At 57.9% G+C, this 20,240-nt stretch carries 19 protein-coding genes; 15 read left to right on the forward strand and 4 right to left on the reverse strand.

The annotated features are described in order from the left end of the window. The 4 genes from H035_RS21265 to H035_RS18740 all read left to right on the forward strand — a co-directional run bounded on the left by H035_RS21265 (position 1) and on the right by H035_RS18740 (position 2,736). Positions 1-153, forward strand: a complete 153-nt coding sequence (locus tag H035_RS21265) for a hypothetical protein (protein WP_022948398.1) — start codon at positions 1-3, stop codon at positions 151-153. Continuing rightward, positions 92-349 (forward strand): hypothetical protein, encoded by a 258-nt coding sequence (locus H035_RS22175; protein ID WP_200861533.1) that lies wholly within the window; start codon positions 92-94, stop codon positions 347-349. Before H035_RS21265 ends, H035_RS22175 begins: the two co-directional genes overlap by 62 nt. 177 nt (positions 350-526) lie before the next feature. Further along, positions 527-1,840: a flippase gene (locus tag H035_RS0107645; protein ID WP_022948400.1), complete on the forward strand. Its 1,314-nt coding sequence runs from the start codon at positions 527-529 to the stop codon at positions 1,838-1,840. After that, entirely contained in the window at positions 1,837-2,736 is a 900-nt protein-coding gene (locus tag H035_RS18740) for a sulfotransferase domain-containing protein (protein WP_022948401.1), read from the forward strand. The genes H035_RS0107645 and H035_RS18740 overlap by 4 nt, the downstream gene beginning before the upstream one ends. Before the next feature lie 76 nt (positions 2,737-2,812). On the opposite strand, the gene H035_RS0107655 is transcribed toward H035_RS18740, so the two are convergent. The 4 genes from H035_RS0107655 to H035_RS0107670 form a co-directional block, all read right to left on the reverse strand. Further along, positions 2,813-3,754: a glycosyltransferase family 2 protein gene (locus H035_RS0107655; protein ID WP_022948402.1), complete on the reverse strand. Its 942-nt coding sequence runs from the start codon at positions 3,752-3,754 to the stop codon at positions 2,813-2,815. Continuing rightward, complete coding sequence (locus tag H035_RS0107660) at positions 3,751-4,764, reverse strand: glycosyltransferase family 4 protein (RefSeq protein WP_022948403.1); 1,014 nt, start codon at positions 4,762-4,764, stop codon at positions 3,751-3,753. The genes H035_RS0107655 and H035_RS0107660 overlap by 4 nt, the downstream gene beginning before the upstream one ends. 125 nt (positions 4,765-4,889) lie before the next feature. Continuing rightward, complete coding sequence (locus H035_RS0107665) at positions 4,890-6,095, reverse strand: glycosyltransferase (RefSeq protein ID WP_022948404.1); 1,206 nt, start codon at positions 6,093-6,095, stop codon at positions 4,890-4,892. 22 nt (positions 6,096-6,117) lie between these two features. Then, positions 6,118-6,978, reverse strand: coding sequence for a glycosyltransferase family 2 protein (locus H035_RS0107670; RefSeq protein WP_022948405.1), 861 nt, complete (start codon positions 6,976-6,978; stop codon positions 6,118-6,120). A 384-nt stretch (positions 6,979-7,362) separates the two neighbouring features. Here H035_RS0107670 and H035_RS0107675 point away from each other — a divergent pair, with 384 nt between their 5' ends. The 11 genes from H035_RS0107675 (at position 7,363) to pgsA (ending at position 20,234) form a co-directional block, all read left to right on the forward strand. After that, the gene (locus H035_RS0107675) at positions 7,363-8,724 is read left to right on the forward strand and encodes a Na(+)-translocating NADH-quinone reductase subunit A (protein ID WP_022948406.1); all 1,362 of its coding nucleotides are present in this window, start codon (positions 7,363-7,365) and stop codon (positions 8,722-8,724) included. Continuing rightward, entirely contained in the window at positions 8,724-9,929 is a 1,206-nt protein-coding gene (locus H035_RS0107680; RefSeq protein ID WP_022948407.1) for an NADH:ubiquinone reductase (Na(+)-transporting) subunit B, read from the forward strand. Before H035_RS0107675 ends, H035_RS0107680 begins: the two co-directional genes overlap by 1 nt. Then, on the forward strand, positions 9,922-10,782 hold the full coding sequence (locus H035_RS0107685) for a Na(+)-translocating NADH-quinone reductase subunit C (protein ID WP_022948408.1): 861 nt from the start codon (positions 9,922-9,924) through the stop codon (positions 10,780-10,782). The genes H035_RS0107680 and H035_RS0107685 overlap by 8 nt, the downstream gene beginning before the upstream one ends. A gap of 12 nt (positions 10,783-10,794) precedes the next feature. Next, the gene (locus H035_RS0107690; RefSeq protein ID WP_022948409.1) at positions 10,795-11,490 is read left to right on the forward strand and encodes an NADH:ubiquinone reductase (Na(+)-transporting) subunit D; all 696 of its coding nucleotides are present in this window, start codon (positions 10,795-10,797) and stop codon (positions 11,488-11,490) included. Next, the gene (nqrE, locus tag H035_RS0107695) at positions 11,490-12,098 is read left to right on the forward strand and encodes an NADH:ubiquinone reductase (Na(+)-transporting) subunit E (RefSeq protein WP_022948410.1); all 609 of its coding nucleotides are present in this window, start codon (positions 11,490-11,492) and stop codon (positions 12,096-12,098) included. Before H035_RS0107690 ends, nqrE begins: the two co-directional genes overlap by 1 nt. A gap of 15 nt (positions 12,099-12,113) precedes the next feature. After that, on the forward strand, positions 12,114-13,331 hold the full coding sequence (gene nqrF, locus H035_RS0107700) for an NADH:ubiquinone reductase (Na(+)-transporting) subunit F (RefSeq protein ID WP_022948411.1): 1,218 nt from the start codon (positions 12,114-12,116) through the stop codon (positions 13,329-13,331). Positions 13,332-13,368: 37 nt separating this feature from the next. Continuing rightward, entirely contained in the window at positions 13,369-14,373 is a 1,005-nt protein-coding gene (locus tag H035_RS0107705; RefSeq protein WP_152485988.1) for an FAD:protein FMN transferase, read from the forward strand. A gap of 306 nt (positions 14,374-14,679) precedes the next feature. After that, complete coding sequence (locus H035_RS0107710; RefSeq protein WP_022948413.1) at positions 14,680-15,075, forward strand: CBS domain-containing protein; 396 nt, start codon at positions 14,680-14,682, stop codon at positions 15,073-15,075. Between the two features lie 34 nt (positions 15,076-15,109). Then, a complete protein-coding gene (gene acnA / locus H035_RS0107715) occupies positions 15,110-17,815 on the forward strand; it encodes an aconitate hydratase AcnA (RefSeq protein WP_022948414.1) in 2,706 nt (901 codons plus the stop codon). A gap of 8 nt (positions 17,816-17,823) precedes the next feature. Next, a complete protein-coding gene (gene uvrC / locus H035_RS0107720; RefSeq protein WP_022948415.1) occupies positions 17,824-19,668 on the forward strand; it encodes an excinuclease ABC subunit UvrC in 1,845 nt (614 codons plus the stop codon). Then, entirely contained in the window at positions 19,665-20,234 is a 570-nt protein-coding gene (gene pgsA, locus H035_RS0107725; RefSeq protein WP_235044556.1) for a CDP-diacylglycerol--glycerol-3-phosphate 3-phosphatidyltransferase, read from the forward strand. Before uvrC ends, pgsA begins: the two co-directional genes overlap by 4 nt. Positions 20,235-20,240: the final 6 nt, after the last annotated feature.

Below are 20,240 nucleotides of genomic sequence, written 5' to 3' on the forward strand. Positions count from 1 at the left end.
ATGGCGATTTTCTTCCCGGAGGCCCATCGCGGGATCGACTGGAGTCGGGGTTACGAGTTTCTCGACAAGGAACTTCAACAGGTAGTGCGCGATGCCAAGTTGGGACGGCGGTTGGCGGCCCGAGGGGTTCGACTATGGTTTGTGGGGCTGTGAGCTGGCGTTCCGGTTTCCGGCGGTGAAGCTGGACGACTACCGGCAGCGCTGGGAGGAATTGGCGTCCTCGGAGAATCCGTTCGCCGTCGTGGTGATGGCGCATCTCAAGGCGCGGGAGACGCGCTCCGATCCCGCCGGCCGACTCCACAGTTCAAGCTCAATCCCTCTCGCTCTTGTTCGCTTGAAATCTAAATAAAGCAATGCAATAAACCGCGCCTACTTGTTAGGCACGGATTTTGTTACTAAGCTTAGTTTGAGACAAACACGACGGACGGAGATTAAGGTGGATGCTTGTCCGAAAACCCTCGATCATCAGGATCGCCGGCCGGAGAGATGTCTGTGCGATCCGGTTCCTGTTTGAGCATGCCTTAACATGATTTTTCGTTCGGAATGGATCGCCGGTCTGTGCGGCGCCGCGTCGGTGAAAATCACCGGGGCGCTGCTCGGATTTGTCCTGACGGTGGTTCTGGCCCGTCTGCTGGGGCCGGCGGAATACGGGATCTATGCATGGGTGATGGCGCTGGTGGCTTTGTTGTCGGTGCCGGTTCAATTGGGCCTGCCCACTTTGTTGATCCGCGAGGTGGCCCGGGCGCAGCAGCAGCGTGACTGGGGCTGCCTGCGGGGCATTCTGCGCTGGTCCGTGTTGCTGGCGAGTACCATGGCGCTGCTGGTCGGGGTGGCATTCCTCGCCGGGATGGAAGCGTTTTCGGGCTCACTGGAAGGCCGCGGTCGTGCGCTTTTATGGGGGATTCCCTTGCTTCCGCTGCTGGCATGGATCGGTCTTGCTACTTCTGCGTTGACCGGATTGCGCAGGGTTGTTTTGGGCCAGCTTCCAGATAACGTCCTTCATCCTACCGCATTGATCGGTTTTATGACGGTTGCCTGGTTGTTCTTGCCCGCTTTCGATTGGAACGCCGTATCCCTTATGTCGTTAACCGTGCTGTCGTCGGTATTGACCCTGTCGATCGCCTCCGGTTTGCTGAGCTGGAAAATTCCGCCCGAGTCGATCACCGCCGCGCCCGTCTATCGAGGGCGTCTGTGGTTGGCTAGCCTGGGACCGTTGGCCTTGGCAACCGGATTGTATCTCGTCAATTCTCGAACCGACATGGTGATGTTGGGTTTCTTCGCCACGGATGAACAGGTGGGGATTTACCGCGTGGCAACTCAGATGGCGATGGTGGTGGTATTTGTTTTACAAGTCGTAAATAGAGTGGTCGCTCCCCATTTGGCCCGCCTGCACGCGGCCGGGGACATTGGCCGCTTGCAACGCCTGGTTACCCGAAGCGCGCAAATTACCTTGCTCGGTGCGATTCCCGTGGCTTTGGTGTTTATCGCATTCGGAAGTGTCTTGTTGGAGAGGGTCTTCGGTGCCGCCTTTGTGGCGGGACATGAGGCTCTGATCATTCTGGTGGTGGCCCAATTAGTTAATGCCGGCATGGGGTCGGTCGGGCTTTTGCTCAACATGACGGGTCACGAGCGGGACACCGCCAAAGGTGTCGCCGTGTCTACCTTCCTGAATGTGCCCCTCAATTTTCTTTTGATTCCTGCTTTCGGCATAACCGGGGCGGCGTTGGCTACGGCGATTTCCCTTGTGGTCTGGAATATCATTCTTTGGTATGCGGTGAGAAAGCGTCTCGGTTTGAACAGCACCGCGTTCAACTTTGGAGGCACGGTAAAACTCGCATGAAGAAACCCAATTTTTTCATCATCGGCGCGCCCAAGTGCGGCACCACGTCCATGGCGGCTTGGCTTGGTGAACACCCGAATATATATATGTCGCCGGAGAAAGAACCCTGGTTTTTTTGTAGCGATATACGTTATCCGGGGATCAAGACTTGGGGTGCCTATTTGCAGTTATTTCAGGCTGCATCACCTGAGAAGGTGCGAAGGGGGGAGGCATCTGTGCCATATCTTTTTTCACAGGTAGCCGTCCCAACTATCGAACGACAACTGCCTGGCTCTACTTACATTGTGATGCTGCGCAATCCGGTGGAGATGGCTTATGCTTATCATGGTCAGCATTTACGCTATTTTCAAGAAGATATTGATGATTTTTCACAGGCTTGGCGGTTAGCCCCAAATCGCCGTGCCGGGCATCATGTGCCTTCGAATTGCCCGGATCCAATTTTGCTGGACTATTCCTCCTGGTGCCTTTTGGGCGAACAATTGGAACGTCTTTATTCGATTGTTCCGCGGGAGCGGGTACTGGTCCTGCTGCTGGACGATGTGAAGGAGAATCCCCGCCGGGAATATCTCAAGGTGTTGGATTTCCTCGGGCTATTGGATGACGGACGGCAGAGTTTTCCTGTGCATAATGCGGCACGGGAGTGGAGACTGAAAAAATTTGCCAAACTTACCCATACGGTCAGAATTAAAGCCGCAAAACTGAGAAGTGCAGCTGGAGTAAACAGTTTTGGATTAAAGTGGTTGGTGGACATGTATGAATCGCTGAATTTCCAACAATACTCTCGTCCGCCCATGTCTGCCCAGCTGCGAGAGGAACTAGTCGACTTTTTCGCCGAGGATATCCAGCGGCTGGAACGGATGCTGAACCGGGATCTGTCTGCTTGGCGCAAAAAATAGGATTAGAGATCATTAGCATGATTCATCCAATAATGCCTTTCGGTTCTATAGATTGTGATCGTGAGTGTGCTAAGCATTATTCTCCCGAGCGCATCGTGCCCAAGTGGGAAGCATTGTTGGAGCAAGTTGCGGCTTCAGGCAATTGAAGGTATCGCTGTGCCTTCTGGCGCTGGGGGTCGTGGCCGCGAGCGATGCGCCATCCCTCCCATAGACTTCTAATTGGCACCCCGCTGCGGTAACGCCATGCGCGCAACAGGGCCCGAAGGGGCAGGGTCATCAACCTTCCGCCGTAGAGGAGGATTCGGTCGCAGCGATTTTTGGCCAGCTTCCTTGCTAGGAGCCAGTGGCCAGCCACCAGCCGGGATTCGTAAAACCTTGATCCTATACCACTGGAAGCACTGCCTTCGTGTCGGATCATTGCATCTCGAACATGAATTATGCGTTCCCGACCTAGTGTCCAGCCAAGATAAGTATCTTCTCCGTACATAAAAAAATTCTCGTTGAACACAGGCATAGGGGCACGGCTAAGATCAATCAGCAGACAACAACCGCTGGCATAGGGAAAACTGCCGGGAAGCGCTCGAAACGTAATCAAACCGAAAAATCTGTGATAGTAAAAGGTCTCCAAGAGATGGCTGTCGTTATCGATAGTGGGATAGGCAAGCACAGCCTGTTGGGTCCTGTCGAGCGCCTCGTTCAAGGCAGTGAGGGCGCCTGGCAGAAGAATGGCGTCATTGTTGATCAGCAGGAGTCTGGCTTCAGGAAATCTGGAGGTGATATGCTCGATTCCTCGATTGACGCCAGCAGCAAAGCCGAGATTTTCCGGGCTTTGGATAATGGACACACAAGTTTCAGCGTTCCAGGTTTCCTGCAATGCCTTGGTGTTTTTACCTTCATCGGACGAATTGTCCCATACCAACACATGGGTTACGCCGTCATGTAACAGGCTTTGAATACATCGATTGGTACGGACAGGATCTCGGTAGTTGAGAGTAAAACCAATGGTTGTTGGCTTCATGAGGCCAACTCCTGATAAAGTGAAAAATAATCCTCTATTATATTCTGCTCTGAAAAACGCTTCATTACCCATTCCTTTCCAGCTTGCCGCATCTGGTACCAAGGCGCGGGGTGATCAGCCAAACGCCATGCTGCTGCAACAAATGCCTCAACATCATCTACTGGACACATAAAACCCGTTTCTCTGTCCTTCACTACTTCCGGTAGCGATGATACGCTCGCCGCGATCACCGGCAGTCCACAGGCCATTGCCTCTGCAGCTACTAGTCCAAATCCCTCGAGGCGTGAGGGAAACAGCAGCGCATCGGCTTCCTGATATGCGCGAACCAAGTCTTTCCCCGAAAGCCGGCCCAGGTTGACGCAGTTTTGTGGCAAGGTGTAGTGCGCATGGCGCCCCTGACGGTCGGCGGTGTAGCGCAGTTCGAAATCTTTCCCTAGTCGTTCCATGACGGGTGCCAGGAGATCCACACCTTTGAGTGTCGACCAGTTGCCTACGTAAAGGAGGCGAAAAGGGTGGTGGGGTGCTGCGGTTCGGGGGGCGGGGGCAAAACGTTGGCAATCGATGCCGTTGTAGATGACTTCGATGGATGGGGTACCGAAGGCGGCCTTGGCCATGTCGGCGGTATAACGGCTGACGGCAACGATGCGCCGGGCGCGTCCGAGATTGGCCGCTTCGATGGATCGAATCCAAAACCGGTGATAAAGCGCCTGCAGACGGCTTTTGTAGGGAGACAGCGCCGGATCGTGCACGCATGAGTGGAGGGTGACGACCACCGGCAGGTTGTGCGGCACCAGGCTAGGTGGGAGCCAGGAGTTGATGTGAACGAGATTGGCCCATGACGGCGGCTCGGGGGCTGGAACCGTCCACGGGGCGTATTCGGCTCGGTGGGGAAGCCAGGTGATTTCGGCGCGGATGCCGCTTCGGTTCAGGGCCTCGCAAAGCCGCTCGGTGAATACGTCCGTCCCGCTGCCACAGCGTACAGCGGGAAACCAGACGGCGGGTCGGGTCATGGGGACATCATCCCTGGTTGGATGGTCGGCATGGTTGCCTTAAATTGGCTATCTTTCATGGCTTGACTGGACAATTACCGACTAAAAGTATACCAGCGATAGTAGGCGCATCAATTGAGCGAAACCTATCGGTGGGATGCGATCGTTTCTGAGTAAAGACAGGAGAATGCCGCCCCGATTCGGCGCCAATCGTAATCGCGGGCTTTGATTTGTCCTGCGGCGGCCAGTTGTTCGCGGAGCGGGTCGTCGATTAACAAGTGGGTAATGGCCGATTTGAGTGCCGACGGTTGCCCGGGTTCCACCAATATCCCTGTTCTTCCATGTTCGACGATCTCGCCGATACCGCCGGTATGGGTGGCAATCACCGGGGTGGCGCTGGCCATGGCCTCAAGGAAGACCACGCCTTGACCCTCGGTATCGCCTTGCCGGTCGGTGACCGAGGGCGCGACGAAAAGGTCGGCCGTCGCATAAAAAGTGGGTAAGCGGTGGTGAGGCATTTTTCCCCAAAAACGTATCCGGCTGCCGAGGCCGAGTCGGTCTACCTGGTTTTGCAGGCGGGTTTTTTCGCTACCGTCTCCGACGATCCATAAGTGGGTTTTCTCCTGGACCGCTCGATCCAGTGCTCCGAAAGCCTCGATCAAATCGCCGACGCCTTTTTTCTCTACCAACCGGCCGACGAAAAGAATGATTCGGTTGTCCGCTTTTTCTCGGATAAGCGCATCGGAGGAAGCGTGGGCGAAGGTGTGGTAATCCACGCCCATGGGAATGATGCGGGCCGGCGGCAGAGCAGGACGGGTTTGAATGGCTTGTGCGGTAGGCAGTGTGTTGCAGGTCCAGGCGGCGGCGTTATCAACGGTCCAAGCTTTGATCCGGTTGAGAAAGGGGCTTTTCAGGGCAAAGGCGTCTCCGCCGTGGGCGGTCACGATGACGGGAATGGTGAGTAGGTCTCCTATCGCGGCGGCGACCGTTCCCTGCGGGATGATCCAATGGGCGTGAATGAGATCGGGCTTGAGCATTTTACACTGGCGCCACAATCCGGTCGCCATGCCGAGAAGAAAAAAAGGAATCTGGCCGTACAAGAGAGGCTGTCGTTTCAAGTTGGGAAGAATGCCGGAACCATAGGCCAGTTTTTGTTGAGACCGGGGCGCGAAATAACGGAATAGGTGCAGGGGAATGGATGACGCTTTCGGGGCGATGGTGAAGTCATCCGGTGCCAGAATGTGGAGATCGACACCTTGTGACTGTAGGGAATGTGCGAGATGCTGCAGGAAAATGGAGGCGCTGTCGTGCTCGAAGCGCGGATAGCTGGAAGTCAGCCAAAGGACTCTCATGATGCGGTTTTCGGAACAAGCGTCATTCGTGATAGCGGTAATGCAGCGATGAGATTTGTTCCGAGATGATCCCCATCAGGAAAATGAAAAGCGCCCCCAGAAACATGACCACCGACATGTTGGTCAATCGTCCCCAAAAGAAATAAGTGTAGGCGTAATAACCCAAACCGGTAGCGAAGGTGAAGGCGCTGACCGGGAGAAACAGGCGCATGGGGGAGAACAGGGCGCCGATCTTGAGGATGATGACGAAAAAGCGGATGCCGTCGCGAACAATTTTGATATGGCTCTTGCTGTCCTTGTCGCGTTTGCCGGCGTGAATGGGGACATAGGTGACCGGGAAGCCGGCCCGGAAGAAAGCCATCGTGCTGGTGGTGGGGTAGGAGAAGCCGTTGGGCAGCAGGTAAAGAAACTTGCGGAAACATTCGGCATCGGCGGCGCGAAAGCCGGAGGTGAGATCCTCGATTTGATAGCCGGTCATGAAGGAGGCCAGGTGGTTGTACCAGTGGTTGGCGAAGCGCCGGGTCAACGAGGCATGGGTGCGGGCGTGACGGGCGCCGACCACCATTTTGTACCCTTCGTCCAACTTGTCCAGCAAGTGAGGAATGTCTGCCGGATCGTGCTGACCGTCGGCATCCATGAAGACCAGGATATCGCCGCGGGCGTTGCGGGCGCCGGATTTGATCGCCGCGCCATTGCCCATGCTGTAGGGATGGTTGATCACCCGGGCGCCGTGTTCCCGGCAGACCGCTTCGGTGGCGTCGGTGGAGCCGTCGTTGACGATCAGAATTTCGGCATTCGGGTGGAGCCGTTTCAATTGGGGGATCAGGCGGCGTAAGCCGTCCGCTTCGTTCTTCGCCGGCAGGATGATGGAAAGTTGTGGCATCGGATAATGCGTCCTTGACCCTCTCAAGGTCCGTCGAATTGAGCCAATATAATGAAATGGATCGTTTCCTGCAAGCGTAATGGGGGCGAGCGGGCAAGTTTGATCCAGATCAAAATCGACCTTTGCCAAACTGCTAGCCTATTCCCTAAACCTCCTTAGTTACCGTTGGTTTCGGACATTTCAGCCATTTATCCTCTGGGAAGGGTTTGAGCGGGTGCAATCGCCCCGCTCTTTTTTTGCCCGTCTCTCGAAAGCCCGGCCCCGCGTTGTTCGGCCACGAAAATTGTGCTGTAATAAAAAGAGTTTGTGGCCCGTAGGCCGGCGCGGCGTACGGGTTTGCTTTTTGCCATAAACCATCCATCTTCCAAGCGGGCTTTAAATCTTATGCTGATAAAAATCAAAAAGGGATTGGACTTGCCTATCGCGGGTGAGCCTGAACAGAAGATCTACGAGGATGGGGGCGAGGTCAAGTCGGTGGCCGTGATCGGCCGAGATTTTCCCGGGCTTCGGCCCTCGCTTCAGGTTCAGGAAGGTGACCGCGTCAAGCTGGGGCAGGCGTTGTTCATCGACAAGAAGCATCCCGAGATCCAATTTACTTCCCCCGGTTGCGGAACGGTCAGGGCGATCAATCGCGGTGCGCGCAGGGCGCTCCAGTCGGTGGTGATCGACCTGGACGGCGGCGAGGAGGAAACCTTTGCTCAATATTCTCCGCAGGCGCTGACGGATTTGACCGCCGCGCAAGTGAAGGAAAATTTGCTCGAATCCGGTCTCTGGACCCGTTTTCGCACCCGTCCCTACGGCAAGGTGCCGACGCCCGATTACGAGCCGCATTCCATTTTCGTGACCGCCATCGACACCAACCCCCTGGCCGCCGATCCGACGGTGGTGCTGGGCGAACGATCGGATGATTTTCGCCACGGCTTGGAGGTGATCGCTCATCTGACACCGGGCAAGGTGTACGTGTGCCGATCGGCAAGAAGCGAGGGATTTCCCGGCACTCTGCCCGGCAAGGTCGAATTGGCCGATTTCGAAGGTCCCCACCCCGCCGGACTGCCCGGCACCCATATCCATTTCCTGGATCCGGTCAGTCTTCACAAGACGGTTTGGTATCTGGATTATCAGTCCGTTCTGGCCATCGGCGCCTTGTTTACCAGCGGCCGCTTGAATCTGGAAAAAGTCGTCGCCCTGGGCGGTCCGTCCGTGAAACGGCCGCGTTTGCTGCGGACCCGGGCGGGCGCCAATACCGATGATCTCTTGCGCGGGGAAATCGAGGTCGAAGGGTCTTGCCGCATCGTTTCCGGTTCGGTGCTCAACGGCCGCAAGGCGAAAGACTGGTCGGCTTTTCTGGGGCAGTATCACAACCAGGTAACGGTCCTTTCGGAATACCGGGATCGCGAGCTGCTCGGCTGGATCGAGATGAAGGGCGGGAATCACAAGTTTTCCTTTATGAAAGTGTTTCCGCTCCAGCGCCAGAAGCCTCAGTCCTACGAACTGACCACCGCCTTGTTCGGGAGTCCCCGGGCGATCGTGCCCATCGGGGTGTATGAACAAGTGATGCCGCTCGACATTCTGCCGACCCAGCTCTTGCGGGCGCTGGTGGTGGGAGATACCGACGCCGCCCAGGACTTGGGCTGCCTGGAATTGGACGAAGAGGATCTGGCGCTGTGCACCTTCGTGGATCCCGGTAAGCACAATTTCGGCCCGGTCCTAAGAAGAAATTTAACCCAAATTGAAAAGGAAGGCTGATGTCCAAGGTCAGAGCGTTCTTAGACAAGATTCATCCTTTATTCGCCAAGGGGGGGCGTTACGAAAAACTGTATCCACTCTATGAAATGGTGGATACATTCATGTATTCGCCGGCCGATGCCACCCAGAATCCGGTTCACATACGCGATGCCGTCGACCTGAAGCGGGTGATGGTATACGTCTGGCTGGCGACCTTTCCGGCCATTTTCATCGCCCTTTACAACACCGGCTACCAAGCCAACCAGGCGATGCAGTCCCTGGGACTGGAGACGATCGACAATTGGCGCGGACCGATCATGGATTGGTTCGGCTACAATCCCTCCAACCCCCTGTCGTGCTTGATGCACGGGGCCTTGTATTTCTTCCCCGTCTATATCGTCACCTTCGTGGCCGGGGGGGTCTGGGAAGTGCTGTTTGCGGTGGTGCGCAAGCACGACATCAACGAAGGCTTCTTCGTCACTTCCATTTTGTTTGCGCTGATCTGCCCCCCGGCAATTCCCTTGTGGATGGTTGCCTTGGGTATCAGCTTCGGGGTGGTGCTGGGCAAGGAAATTTTCGGCGGCACCGGCAAGAACTTCCTCAACCCCGCGTTGACCGGTCGGGCGTTTTTGTTCTTCGCTTATCCCGCCTTCATGTCGGGGGATACGGTTTGGACCGCGGTGGATGGTTATAGCGCGGCGACGCCGTTGGGTCTGGCCGCCACCGGCGGTTTGCAGGCCGTCCAGGAAGCCGGCTATTCCTGGGGGCAGACCTTTTTCGGCTTCATGCCCGGGTCTCTCGGGGAAACGTCGGTGGTGGCGATCGTGCTCGGGGCGGCTTTCCTGATTTACACGAAGGTTGCCAATTACCGAATCATGGCCGGGGTGCTGATCGGCGTCATCGCCACTTCGGTCATGTTCAATCTCATCGGCAGTGAAACCAACCCCATGTTCGGCCTGCCTTGGTACTGGCACCTGAGCCTGGGAGGACTGGCCTTCGGCTTGGTTTTCATGGCCACCGATCCGGTCAGCGCCGCGATGACCGATACCGGACGCTGGATCTTCGGCATCCTCATCGGGGTGATGACCGTCCTGATCCGAGTGGTGAACCCGGCCTTCCCGGAAGGGATGATGCTGGCGATTCTTTTCGCCAATATCTTTGCGCCGCTCATCGACTATTTTGTGGTTCAAGCGAATATCAGAAGAAGGGTCAAACGCAATGTCTGAGAATACCAACTCGACGGTTCAACAACCCGGCGCATGGCAGGTCTGGCGGGAAAAAGCCAGGATCTATGCCGAAAAAATCCGTTCCCTGCCCAACGACAGCTTCGAGAAAACCCTATCGGTGGCGTTCTGGTTGTGCTTGGTGTGCGCGGTGGTGGTTTCGTTCGCCGCGGTGGTTTTGAAGCCTTTGCAGGAAAGCAACAAAGCGGCCGATATGAAGCGCAATATCCTCGAAGTGGTCGACCTATGGAAGGAAGGCATGGATGTGGATGACGCCTTCGAGCGGTTTGAAGTGCAAGTGGTGGATCTCGAGACCGGCGAAACCGCCGAAGACGTCGATCCGAGCAGCTACGATATGCGCAAGGCGGTCAAGGATCCCCAATTGAGCGAACCCTTGCCGCGGGACAAGGATATTGCCCAGATCAAGCGCCTGCCCAAATATGCCACCGTTTATTTTCTGAACGACGAGAACGGTGAGCTGCAGGCGATTGTCCTACCGGTATCCGGTTACGGTTTGTGGTCCACCATGTACGGTTTTTTGGCCCTCGAACCGGACTGCAATACCGTGATCGGGATCAACTTTTATGATCAAGGTGAAACCCCGGGCTTGGGAGGCGAAGTGGTCAATCCCGATTGGCGCGCCATCTGGAAAGGCAAGCAGGTTTACGACGAGTCGGGGACGCCGGTGTTGCGCCTGATCAAGGGATCGGTGAGTGCCGACCGACCGGGCTCCGAATATATGGTGGACGGCCTGGCGGGCGCCACCCTGACCAGTAATGGGGTGACCAACTTGATTCGTTTCTGGCTCGGCGAAGACGGTTACAAGCCCTTTCTCGACAAGCTGTGCGGGCAATAGAGGAGAGATGTCATGAGTGAAGAAATCCTGGAAACCGAAGAAGAATTCGATTTTCAAAAGGTCAAGCCGGTTTTGCTCGACCCCCTGGTCGACAATAATCCGATCACCCTGCAGGTCCTGGGGATCTGCTCGGCGCTGGCGGTCACCTCGCAGATGACCACCGCGTTGATCATGTGCATCGCCCTGACCTCGGTGGTGGCCAGCTCCAATACCGCGATCGCCTTGATTCGCAATCACATTCCGTCGAGCATCCGGATCATCGTTCAGATGACCATCATCGCTTCCTTGGTGATTGTGGTGGATCAGGTCCTGAAGGCGGTGGCTTACGATATCAGCAAGCAATTGTCGGTGTTCGTGGGTCTGATTATCACCAACTGCATCGTCATGGGGCGGGCGGAGGCCTTCGCCATGCAGAACCCGCCCGTGACCAGCTTCTTCGACGGCCTGGGCAACGGCTTGGGCTATAGCTTGATCTTGATGTTCGTGGCGTTCTTTCGCGAATTGCTGGGTTCCGGCAGCCTGTTCGGCGTGGAGGTGCTGCCGCTGATCCAGAACGGCGGCTGGTACGAGCCCAACGGCCTCATGCTGTTGCCGCCCAGCGCCTTCTTCATCATCGGTTTGATGATCTGGGGCATTCGTTCCTGGAAGCCGAAGCAAGTGGAAGCGCCGGATTATAAAATCATGCCGGCCCACGGGGAGGTGGCGTAATGGAAGCGTTGATCAGTCTGTTCGTCAAATCGGTTTTCATCGAAAACCTGGCCTTGGCGTTCTTTCTGGGGATGTGCACGTTTCTGGCCGTCTCCAAGAAGATCAGCACCGCCATCGGGCTCGGGATCGCGGTGATCGTGGTGCAGACCCTGACCGTTCCGGCCAACCATTTGATCCATGCCTACCTGCTCCAGGAGGGCGCCCTGAGTTGGGCGGGGCTGCCGGATGTGAATCTGAGTTTTCTGGTTTACCTGGCCAGTATCGGGGTGATCGCGGCCATCGTCCAAATCTTGGAAATGACCCTGGACCGCTTCTTTCCGGCGCTGTTCAACGCCCTGGGTATTTTTCTGCCCTTGATCACCGTCAATTGCGCCATTCTCGGCGGCAGTCTGTTCATGATCGAGCGCGACTACAATCTGTCCGAGAGCGCGGTGTACGGCGTGGGCAGCGGTCTGGGCTGGGCGTTGGCGATTACCGCCTTGGCGGGAATCCGGGAAAAGCTCAAGTACAGTGATATTCCGGCCGGTTTGCAAGGGCTGGGCATCACTTTCATCACCGCGGGACTGATGTCGCTCGGGTTTATGGCGTTTTCCGGAATTCAGCTCTAATAACAAGGTTTAAACATGTTGGAGATCATTTTAGGGGTTTTATTTTTCACGCTCATCGTCATCGCTTTGGTGATGGTGATTCTATGGGCCAAATCCCATTTGGTGCCTCAAGGAGAGGTGGACGTGGTCATCAACGACGAGAAGACCATCCACGCACCGGTGGGGTCCAAGTTGTTGATGGCCTTGGCCAACAATCATTTGTTCGTCTCCTCGGCCTGCGGGGGCGGGGGAACCTGCGGCCAATGCAAGGTGAAAGTGCTGGAAGGCGGCGGCGAACTGCTGCCGACCGAGGCTGGCCACATCACCAAGCGCGAGGCCCGGGAAGGCGAGCGCCTGTCCTGTCAATTGACCGTCAAGCAGCCTCTGAAGATCGAAGTGCCGGAGGACGTCTTCGGGGTCAAGCAATGGGAATGCACGGTACGCTCCAATCATAACGTGGCCACCTTCATCAAGGAGTTGGTGCTGGAGCTGCCGGAAGGGGAAACCCTGGATTTCCGCGCCGGGGGCTACATTCAGATCGAATGTCCTCCCCACCTCGTGAAATATTCCGATTTCGACATTGAGGAAGAATTCCGCGAGGATTGGGACAAATACGATCTTTGGAAGTTCGAGTCGAAGGTGGGCGAGCCGGTGGTGCGGGCCTATTCCATGGCCAACTATCCGGAGGAACAGGGCATTGTGATGCTCAACGTGCGAGTGGCCACCCCGCCTCCGGGCATGAATGTTCCGCCGGGGCAAATGTCGTCCTACATTTTCAATCTCAAGCCCGGCGACAAAGTGACCATTTCGGGGCCGTTCGGCGAGTTCTTCGCCCGCGAGACCGACAACGAGATGGTCTTTGTCGGCGGCGGCGCGGGGATGGCGCCGATGCGCTCCCACATCTTCGACCAACTGATGCGGATCAAAACGAATCGCAAGATGACCTTCTGGTACGGCGCCCGGAGTTTGCGCGAGGCGTTCTATATCGATCATTTCGACAAGCTCCAGGCCGAGAACGACAACTTCAACTGGTATCTGGCCTTGTCGGAACCGAAACCGGAAGACAACTGGAGCGGCTATACGGGCTTCATCCACGAGGTATTGTACGAAAACTATCTGAAGGATCATCCCGCGCCGGAAGACTGCGAGTACTATTTGTGCGGTCCCCCGGTGATGAACGCCGCGATGATCAAAATGCTGGAGGATCTCGGTGTCGAGCGGGAAAATATCATGCTGGACGATTTCGGCGGTTAATCCTTCCGTCCTTTCCTTCGCCTTGCGAGGAGCCTTGGTGCTCCTCGTTTTGTTTGGGGTCGGTTGCGAGCGGGAGACGTCGAAGGCTCAATTCGAACACGATGGCCTTGCCCTGGGGACGAGTTTTTCGGTCAAGGCCACTCGCTTGCCGCCGGGAATCGAACCGGACGGCCTCAAAAACGAGCTGGAAGATCTGCTGGAAACGGTGGATCGACAAATGTCCACCTATCGCGAGGATTCCGAACTATCCCGCTTCAATCGAAGCATCGCCGACAATTGGCAGCCGGTTTCGGAAGATTTGGCGAGGGTGGTGGCGGCGTCCCTGGAAATCAGTCGATGGAGCGGGGGGGCTTTCGATGTGACGGTCGGTCCTTTGGTCAATCTGTGGGGTTTCGGTCCCGATCCCGACATCACGGAGACGCCATCCGATGCAGCGATTGAAACGCTGAAGGCTCGAATCGGTTACGACAGGCTGGAAGTCCGGCTCGATCCGCCGGCGTTGAAAAAACGCGAGCCCCAGTTGTATGTGGATCTTTCGGCGATCGCCAAGGGCTTCGCCGTGGATCTTATGGCCGAACATTTGGAAGCCTTGGGGATCGAAGATTATCTGGTCGAGGTCGGCGGCGAGGTGCGTCTGAAAGGCGACAGTCCCCGCGGGGGCGCGTGGCGGATTGCGCTCGAGAAGCCGGTACCCCAAGTACGCCAAGTGGAAAAATTGCTGACATTAACCGATACCGCCATGGCCACCTCCGGCGACTACCGCAATTATTTCGAGGTCGACGGCGAGCGTTTCTCCCATACCATCGACCCCCGCAGCGGCAGGCCGATCAGGCACCGTCTGGCATCCGTCACCGTGTTGAGTCATACTACAATGCAGGCCGACGCGTTGGCGACCGCATTGACGGTACTGGGTCCCCGGGAGGGATTCGCCCGGGCGGAAGAGGCGGGACTTTCCGCCTTGTTTATCGTCAAAGAAAAGGAAGGCTTCAGCGAAAAGGCCACATCGGCGTTTATCAAGCAGACGGGTGGAGGTGCAACATGACCGTTTTTCTCGTAACTTTTGCCGTCATTCTCGTGATCGTGGGTATCATGTCGATCGGTGTGATGTTCGGTCGGCCGGCCATCAAGGGCAGTTGCGGCGGTGTCGGAGGTAGTGAGTGTTTGTGTGCGCAAGGTAAGAAAGGCTGTGATGAAGGGTTGTCCCCCCACCCAACCCTCCCCCCGGCGGGGGGAGGGCTAGGGAGGGGGCAAAACCGTCGAACGCGAATCCGAGCCGCGCGGCCAGCTCCGCCGGGATAAGTCCCGCGGAGGAAAATTAGAAAAAATATTTTTGCGGGAGGGTAACCCTATGTTGCGGGATATCAGCGTACGCGAGTACATGGCGACCAATTTGGTGACTTTCACGCCGGAGACGGAAGTCTTCGAGGCGATTCGTCAATTGCTCAAACACAAAATCACCGGCGCCCCGGTGCTGGACGAAAACGGCCGGCTCAAGGGTACCTTTTCGGAAGGCGATTGCCTGCACGTGGCATTGGACGCCGCCTATCACGAAGAGATGGCGGGCAAGGTCGGCGAATACATGAATGCCGACGTGGAAACCGTCGCTCCCGATACCAGCGTCATCGAAGTGGCCGAGCGGTTTCAGAAAAGCAAGCTGCGCCATTTCCTGGTCTTGGACGATGACCGTTTGGTGGGCTTGATCAGCCGGGTGGATATATTGCGGGCATTGGTGAAGATTTACTGAACTTTTCAATTCAATCGAGCATGGAGTTGTTTGGATGCATGATTTCGATCCTTTCGGCAGTCGGGCCGAGTTGAATACGGCGGCGGGTAAGCTTGGTTATTTCAACTTGGCGCGGCTGGAGGCGGAAAATCTGGGAGAGGTCACCGCCTTGCCTTTCACCATCAAGGTCCTGTTGGAGTCGATTTTGCGTCATTGCGACGGCAAACTGATCCGGGAACAGGACGTGGCCGCCCTTGCCGGCTGGAATCCGACCGGCGACAACCGGGCCGAAGTTCCCTTCATGCCGGCGCGGGTTTTGCTCCAGGATTTCACCGGCGTGCCGGCGCTGGTCGATTTGGCGGCGATGCGCCAGGCGGTCCAGCGTCTGGGAAAACAACCGGCGCAGGTGGAGCCCCTGATTCCGGCGGATTTGGTGGTGGACCATTCCATTCAGGTGGATGCATTCGGATCTCCGGAGGCGCTCAAGCAGAATATGGCCTTGGAGTTCGAACGCAACTTGGAGCGGTATCAGTTCCTGAAGTGGGGACAACAGGCCTTCGAGTCGTTCAAAGTCGTGCCGCCCGGGGTCGGAATCGTGCATCAGGTCAATTTGGAATATCTGGCGCGGGGGGTGTTTTGCCAGGACGGTATCGTCTACCCGGACAGCCTGGTGGGAACCGATTCCCATACCACCATGATCAACGGCCTGGGCATCCTGGGCTGGGGGGTCGGCGGCATCGAAGCGGAGGCCGGCATGCTGGGGCAACCGCTCTACATGCTGCCGCCGGAGGTCATCGGCTTCGAACTCACCGGAGCGCTTCCCGAGGGAGCGACCGCCACCGATCTGGTGCTTCGTATCACGGAAATGCTGCGCGCGCACGGGGTGGTGGGAAAATTCGTGGAATTTTTCGGGCCGGGGCTGAGCACCATCAGCGTGCCGGATCGGGCCACGGTGGCCAATATGGCGCCCGAATACGGCGCCACCGTGGGCTTTTTCCCGGTGGATGCGGCGGTACTGGAATACATGCGCGCCACCGGTCGTCCGCAGGATCGGGTCGAGCTGATCGAAACCTACTACAAAGCCCAAGGGCTGTTCCGCACCGACGACACCCCGGCGCCCCGTTTCAGCGAGGTTCTGCGGCTCGATTTGAGCACTGTCGAACCCAGTCTGGCCGGTCCTCGGCGGCCCCAGGACCGGGTGGCGGTGGGGGCGCTTCGCGACGCCTTCCGGCAGGCTTTGACCCGGCCGGCCTCGGAGGCCGGATTCGGGGTCCCGCCGGCGGAGAAGGACGCCGCCGTATCGGTGTCGGTCGACGGACGGAAGGCCGAACTGAAGCACGGCTCGGTGGTGATCGCCGCGATCACCAGTTGCACCAATACCAGTAATCCCTCGGTGATGCTGAGCGCCGGCTTGGTGGCGAAAAAGGCGGCGGAAAAAGGTCTTAAACCGTCGGTGTCCGTCAAGACCAGCCTGGCGCCGGGATCGCGGGTGGTGACCGATTACTTGCAAGAATCCGGTCTATTGCCGTATCTGGAAGCAATCGGTTTCTATACGGTCGGTTACGGTTGCACCACCTGCATCGGCAACAGCGGGCCGTTGCCCGAGGCGGTCGCCAAGGGCATCCAGTCGGGGCGCTTGGTGGCGGCCGCGGTGTTGTCCGGCAACCGCAATTTCGAAGGGCGGGTGCATCCTTTGACCCGGGCCAACTATTTGGCCTCGCCCCCTCTGGTGGTGGCCTACGCCCTGGCCGGCACCGTGGACATCGATCTGACCCGCGAGCCCCTGGGTACCGACAAGGAAGGCCGACCGGTCTATTTGCGCGATATTTGGCCCACTCGGGAAGAATTGGAGGCGGTCCTCAAGACGGCCTCCGATCCGGAAAAATTCAACCGGGTCTATACGCATCTGGACGATTTCAATCCCGAATGGAACGCCATTCAGGTGCCGGCCAGCGTCCTTTACGACTGGCCGCCCGAGTCCACCTATATTCAGGAACCGCCTTTCTTCCAGAAAATGCAGCCGCAGCCCGAGCCCATTCAACCCATCGAGGGCGCGCGCGTGTTGGCCATGATGGGGGATTCGGTGACCACCGACCACATTTCGCCCGCGGGCGTGATTCCGGAAGGACCGGCGGCCGAATACCTGCGCTCCAAGGGAGTGGGCGAGAAGGATTTCAATACCTTCGGCGCCCGGCGCGGCAATCACGAGGTCATGATGCGCGGCACTTTCGCCAATATCCGTCTCAAGAACTTGTTGGTGCCGGGTAAGGAAGGCGGCGTGACGATCCATTTCCCCGGGGGCGAGGAAACCTGGATTTTCGACGCCGCCATGCGTTATCAAGCGGAAGAGGTGCCGCTGATCGTGCTCGCCGGCAAGGATTACGGCATGGGCAGTTCCCGCGATTGGGCCGCCAAGGGACCGCGGTTGTTGGGCGTCAAGGCGGTGATCGCCGAGAGCTTCGAGCGCATTCACCGCAGCAATTTGGTGGGAATGGGGATTCTTCCGTTGACCTTCAAACCGGGCGACAGTGCGAGGAGCTTGGGGCTGACCGGTCGCGAGCGTTATCGGATCCCGGCGGACGAGACCCTGGCGGTGGGCGCGGAACTGACGGTGACCGCCGAGGCCGACGACGGGACGAAAATCTCCTTTCCGGCGGATGTGCGCTTGAATAGCGCGGCGGAATTGGAATATTACCGGAACGGCGGTATTTTGCAGACGGTCCTGAGAAACATGTTGACCGGCGAGGCCGCAAGCGCTTGAGGAATTCAATGAGCAGCGCGCCGGCCTTCGATATCGAGACGTTTTTGAAGACCTTGACCACCCTTCCCGGGGTCTACAAGATGCTGGGTGCCGATGGCAACCCCATATACATCGGCAAGGCCGCCAATCTCAAGCACCGGGTCTCCAGCTATTTCCGGGGCGGGGCAGGGCCCAAGCAGCGGGCGATGCTCTCCAAACTGCAACGGATCGAGGTGACCGTCACCCGGACCGAGGGCGAAGCGCTGCTTTTGGAAAGCCAGTTGGTCAAGCGCTATCAGCCGCGCTATAACATCTGCCTCAAGGACGACAAGAGCTATCCGTACATTTACGTCTCCACCGAGCACCCCTTTCCGCGGGTGACTTTTCATCGGGGCGCGCGCAAGCTGCCGGGACGCTATTTCGGGCCGTATCCCAGCGCCGGCGCGGTGCGTCGCACCCTGAAGCTGCTCCAGAAAGTGTTTCCGGTCCGCCAGTGCCGGGACAGCTATTACAACCACCGCAGCCGGCCTTGTCTGCAGTATCAGATCAAGCGCTGCACCGCCCCCTGTGTGGGCTACGTGGATCAGGTCCGCTATCGCCAGGACGTGGCCGATATCCTGCGTTTTTTGGCGGGAGAGGGCGACCAGGTGGTGGCCGATTGGGTCCGGCGCATGGAACGTGCCGCCGAGCGGCTTGAATTCGAACAGGCGGCGCGCTACCGGGATCAGATCGCGACCCTCCGCGAGATCCTGGAAACCCAATGCGTGGCGGGCGAGCGGGGCGACCTGGATGTGATCGCCATCGCCGTGAAGGGCGGGGTGGCGTGTGTGCAGGTGGCTTGGTTTAGGGGCGGTCGTTACCTGGGAGATAAGACCTATTTTCCGGCCCAGGTGGAAGCCCATGCCCCGGCCCGGATATTGACCGCCTTTCTCGGTCAGTATTATCTGGAAAAACCGATCCCCCCCGAGATCCTTCTCAATCACGATCCCGAGGATCCGGATTCGCAAAACTCGGCGGGGGAATTGTTGGCCGACATGTTGAGCCGGCAATCCGGACGCGGCGTCCATTTGATTCATCGGCCCCGGGGACAACGCCGCGAATGGCTGGAAATGGCCCGGGCCAATGCGGAGACTGCGCTCTCCTTGCGCTTGGCCAAACAGCAGGACGCCGGGGCCCGCTTGGCCGCGCTCAATCAGTTGTTGGGGCTGAACACGCCTCCCGAACGCTTGGAATGCTTCGATATCAGCCATATCCGGGGGGACCAGACGGTCGCCTCCTGTGTGGTGTTCGATCGCGAAGGGCCGGTCAAATCCGCGTATCGACGTTTCAATATCCGCGATGTCACGCCGGGCGACGACTATGCCGCCTTGGCCCAGGCGGTTCGACGCCGCTACCAACGTCTCCGCAAGGAAGGGCGGCGCTTGCCCGATTTGCTCTTGATCGACGGCGGCAAGGGGCAGGTCAGGGGGGTTGCCGAGGTGTTGATGGAACTGGAGGTGACGGGAATTCCCCTCGTGGGGGTCGCCAAGGGACCCGAGCGGCGGGACGGGGATGAGGATCTCTATCTGGCGTGGCGGGACGCGTGGCTGCATCCGGGAGAACATGCGGGCCTGCTGCTGATTCGCCATCTTCGCGACGAAGCCCATCGCTTCGCCGTGGCGGGGCATCGGCAAAGCCGCGGCCGGGCCAAGCGCCAATCGGTCTTGGAAACCATCGCCGGCCTGGGGCCGCGCCGCCGGCAGCGTCTGCTACAGCAATTCGGCGGACTTCAGGCGATTAAAAAAGCCAGCGTGGACGCCTTGAGTTCGGTGGATGGCATCAGTCGTCGGATGGCGCGGAAAATCTACGAAACTTTACACGAGCAAAACGCTTGAGTACCTCTGCATTGAATATCGCTACTTGGCTGACCTTACTCCGCATCGCACTGATTCCGGTGTTGATCGGTCTGTTTTATCTGCCCTGGCCGGGCGCGCGCGTCATGTGCGCGCTGGTGTTTCTTTTGGCCTCCCTGACCGATTGGTTGGACGGCTATCTGGCGCGCAAATTGAACCAGTCCACGGCTTTCGGCGCCTTCCTGGATCCGGTGGCGGACAAGTTGATGGTGGCGGTGGCGCTGGTGCTTTTGGTCCAGAACGACCCGGAGCCCTGGCTGGCGCTGGCGGCGGTGATCATTATCGGCCGCGAGATTACCATCGCTTCGCTGCGGGAATGGATGGCCGAAATCGGCCAGCGCAGAAAAGTGGAAGTCTCCTGGCTGGGGAAAGCCAAGACCACGCTGCAGATGAGCGCGATCACTTTGCTGTTGTTCGCGGTGGATTGGTGGACCGAGGTTTTGCAGCCCTTGGGTTACGGATTTCTCGTTCTGGCAGCCTTCATGACCCTGTGGTCGATGATCAACTATCTGCGCGCGGCCTGGCCCATTTTAATGGAAAACCGCTGATCCGAA

This window comes from Methylohalobius crimeensis 10Ki, assembly GCF_000421465.1.
In the GTDB taxonomy this organism is placed as follows: Bacteria; Pseudomonadota; Gammaproteobacteria; order Methylococcales; family Methylothermaceae; genus Methylohalobius; species Methylohalobius crimeensis.